The 3,871-nt window shown below is 45.9% G+C and carries 3 protein-coding genes; 2 read left to right on the plus strand and 1 reads right to left on the minus strand.

The features are described 5' to 3' along the window. The coding region (locus B4J23_RS04260) for a sodium:solute symporter family transporter (protein WP_291358837.1) at nucleotides 1–1,115 on the plus strand (1,115 nt) is incomplete at its 5' end. A gap of 56 nt (nucleotides 1,116–1,171) precedes the next feature. Here the strand turns inward: B4J23_RS04260 and B4J23_RS04265 are convergent. Further along, entirely contained in the window at nucleotides 1,172–1,669 is a 498-nt protein-coding gene (locus B4J23_RS04265) for an Lrp/AsnC ligand binding domain-containing protein (protein ID WP_163166200.1), read from the minus strand. 118 nt (nucleotides 1,670–1,787) lie between these two features. Between B4J23_RS04265 and putA the strand changes: the two genes are divergently transcribed. Continuing rightward, nucleotides 1,788–3,871: bifunctional proline dehydrogenase/L-glutamate gamma-semialdehyde dehydrogenase PutA (gene putA, locus B4J23_RS04270; protein ID WP_291358841.1), on the plus strand; the 2,084-nt coding region annotated here is incomplete at its 3' end.

Raw genomic sequence — 3,871 nt, forward strand, 5'->3', positions numbered from 1 at the left:
TGGTGTTCTTTGCAATTTACTGTGCTTCCGGCATGGTCGCAGGTGCGCGTCTGTTCGAAAGCCTGTTTGGCTGGGATTACACGACAGCACTTTGGCTCGGTGCAGTGGCCACGATTCTGTATGTGTGTATTGGCGGCTTCCTGGCAATCAGTTGGACCGATACCTTTCAGGCTGGCTTAATGATCTTTGCGTTGCTTATTACACCCATCATTACCTATCTGGCATTGGGTGATAACGCTCAACAGGTGGGCACCCTACTGGAAACTGCCCGTCCACATGCATCCAATATGCTGGAAGGCCTAAGTTTTGTCGCGATTATTTCTAGCTTGGCTTGGGGCTTAGGCTATTTTGGTCAGCCACATATTCTGGTGCGCTTTATGGCGGCAGATTCGGTCAAAACTATTCCTACTGCACGCCGGATCGGCATGACCTGGATGATTCTGTGTCTGGTGGGTGCAATGTCGGCGGGCTATATCGGGATTGCTTATTTTGCAGCAAATCCTGACCTTCCTGCTGCTGCAATCGTCAACCAGAATCCTGAAACCGTGTTTATGGAATTGACCAAAATCCTGTTTAACCCTTGGATTGCAGGCATCATATTAGCGGCAATTCTGGCTGCGATTATGAGTACATTGAGCTGCCAGTTACTGGTCTGCTCGACTACCCTGACTGAAGATTTATATAAGGGTTTCCTACGTAAAAATGCTTCGCAAAAAGAACTGATCTGGGTCGGTCGTGGCATGGTGATTGTGATTGCCTTGATTGCAATTTCATTGGCCATCAATCCAAACAGTAAAGTTCTAGGTCTGGTGGCTTATGCCTGGGCAGGCTTTGGCGCTGCCTTTGGTCCTTTGATCATTTTCTCGCTGTTCTGGAAACGCATGACTCTCAATGGCGCAATTGTTGGCATGGTAGTAGGTGCAGTAACCGTAATTGCCTGGAAAAATTATATGGGCGATACAGGTCTGTACGAGATTATTCCCGGCTTTATTCTGGCAGCGCTTAGCATTGTGATTGTTAGTTTGCTAGATAAAGCTCCAAGTCACGATGTAGTGAATCGTTTTGAACTGGCGAAAGCCGAATATCAAAAAGAAATGGCAGAAATGAAGAAATAGTCTTTCTATTTCAAAAACTAAAAGGGACTTTATGTCCCTTTTGTTTTATCAGCATTTTATACTTTAGCTTTGGCAGGTACTTTCAGCTTGATCTGCTGGGTTTCCTTAATTACTTCCATCACCGGATAACTGCGGGTTTCTTTTACGCCCGGCAACTGCCACAGAATATCTCCGGAAATTTTACGGAATTCATCCATATTCGCACAGCGGATTTTCACTACAAAATCAAAGCCACCACTGATCATATGACATTCCACAATATCCGGAATATGCTGCACTGCTTCAGAAAATTCTTCCAGTACATTCGGTGTAGTTTTATCCAGCAGTATCTCGACAAAAACTACAAAACCGTTATTCAGCTTGACCGGATTCAGACGGGCTTCATAACCGAGAATAAATCCTTCCTTGGTCAATTTCTGCACCCGTGCCAGTACTGCTGTTGGTGACAGGTTCACCATTTCTGCCAGTTTGATATTGGAAATTTTCGATTCAGATTGCAGCAAATCAAGAATACGAATATCTATTCGGTCAAGGCTTACATATGAGCTATTCATTAGAATTATTCTCTAAAAATAATACAAACTATAGTGAGATATTCGTCAATTATTTTGGGATTATAGATTAAAACTCATTCAACTCAAAGAACCGTTTGACGCAGTACAGGAAGTCACTATGTCCACCATCCTACGCCCAAATTCGCACTCGAATGCCCTACAGCAATCGAATTATATTGCTGAATTTAAGGATAAAAATGAATATGAACAGCGCATTAATTCCGCATGGCGACGTGCAGAATCCGAGTGCGTGGAAACGTTGCTGGAACATAGTGAAATTTCCTCTGAACTGACGGACAAAATCCAAAGCCTGGCTTTTGATCTGGCGCATTCCTTGCGTGAACGTAAAGGTTCAGGTGGCAAGGCCGGCATTGTGCAAGGGCTATTACAGGAATTTTCGCTGTCTTCTCAGGAAGGTATCGCATTGATGTGTCTGGCAGAAGCTTTGCTGCGTATTCCGGATACGGCGACCCGCGACCTGTTAATTCGTGACAAGATCAATCAGGGCAACTGGAAAGAACATCTTGGGCAAAGCCAGCTGATGTTTGTCAATGCTGCGGCCTGGGGACTGATGCTGACCGGAAAGCTGATGGAAACCCCACAACAGAAAAGCCTGTCAAGTCTGTTAACTGGCCTTTTGGCACGCAGTGGCCGTGGCATTATCCGCAAGGCGGTCGATGTGGCGATGCGTATGATGGGCGAACAGTTTGTGACTGGCGAAACCATTGATGAAGCCCTGAAAAATGCTGAACGTCTAGAAGAAAAAGGGTTCCAATATTCTTATGACATGCTCGGCGAAGCAGCGCTGACCGATCCGGATGCAGAACGCTATTATCAAGATTATCAGGATGCGATTCATGCCATCGGCAAGGCATCAACAGATAAGGATGTTTATAACGGTCCCGGTATTTCCATCAAACTGTCTGCACTGCATCCACGTTATCAGCGCTCGCAAATGGATCGCGTGAATGATGAACTGTATAGCAAAGTTCTGAATCTGGCAGTTCTGGCGAAAAACTATAATATCGGCCTGAATATTGATGCCGAAGAAACTGAGCGTTTGGAAATTTCCCTAGAGCTTTTAGAACGCTTGTGTTTTGAACCTGAACTCAATAACTGGAAAGGCATCGGTTTTGTGATTCAAGCCTACCAGAAACGCTGCTTCTATGTAGTGGATTATATTATCGATCTGGCTAAACGCAGCCAGAAACGCCTGATGATCCGTCTGGTCAAAGGTGCGTATTGGGACAGCGAGATCAAAAAAGCCCAGATCGAAGGTATGGCGGATTATCCGGTATTTACCCGCAAGGTACATACTGACCTGTCCTATATTGCCTGCGCACGTAAACTGCTGGCAGAACCCGATTATATCTACCCGCAATTTGCTACTCACAATGCACAGACTGTGGCCACCATTTACCAACTTGCCAACCCGGAACGTTACTATGCCGGTCAATACGAGTTCCAGTGCCTGCACGGCATGGGTGAACCGCTATATGAAAATGTGGTCGGTGACAAAGCGGCTGGTAAGCTCGGCATTCCATGTCGTATCTATGCCCCGGTCGGCAATCATGAAACCCTATTGGCCTATCTGGTACGCCGTCTGCTGGAAAATGGTGCCAATACTTCTTTCGTGAACCGGATCGCGGACAAGAGCTTAAAAGTTGAAGATCTGATCGAAAATCCTCGTCAGACAATTATAAAGACCGCTCAACAAGAAAATGTATTGGGTGCCAAACATCCTCATATTCCCTATCCTCAAGATCTTTATGGCACACGTATCAATTCATCTGGACTAGATCTAGCCAATGACGCGGAACTCAGTGTTTTAAATGAAGTTGCAGCAAGTCTGGCTAATACCCAGTTCCAGGCAGCAGCAATGGGCACAGCTTTTTCAGAGCCAGATACAAGTAATACTGTACACGTAATCAATCCAGCCCAGCATCAGGATATCGTCGGTACCGTTTATGAAGCAACGACTGAACAGGCAGAAATTGCCCTGATCCAAGCTGCCAATGCACAACATTTCTGGGCCAATCTGCCAAAGAATGAACGTGCCGCCTGTCTGAATAAAGCCGCCGAGCTGATGCAGCAACGCCTGCTGCCCCTGATGGTTCTGCTATCGCGTGAAGCTGGTAAAACCTATGCCAATGCCATTGCTGAAGTACGTGAAGCGATTGACTTCCTGCGTTATTATGCTGG

The organism is Acinetobacter sp. UBA3025 (assembly GCF_002367915.1).
Classification (GTDB): Bacteria; Pseudomonadota; Gammaproteobacteria; order Pseudomonadales; family Moraxellaceae; genus Acinetobacter.

What these genes read in the sequence shown, in the direction of transcription:
- B4J23_RS04265 (WP_163166200.1), bottom strand. Translation starts at nt 1,669, where the DNA reads ATGAATAGCTCATATGTAAGCCTTGACCGAATAGATATTCGTATTCTT.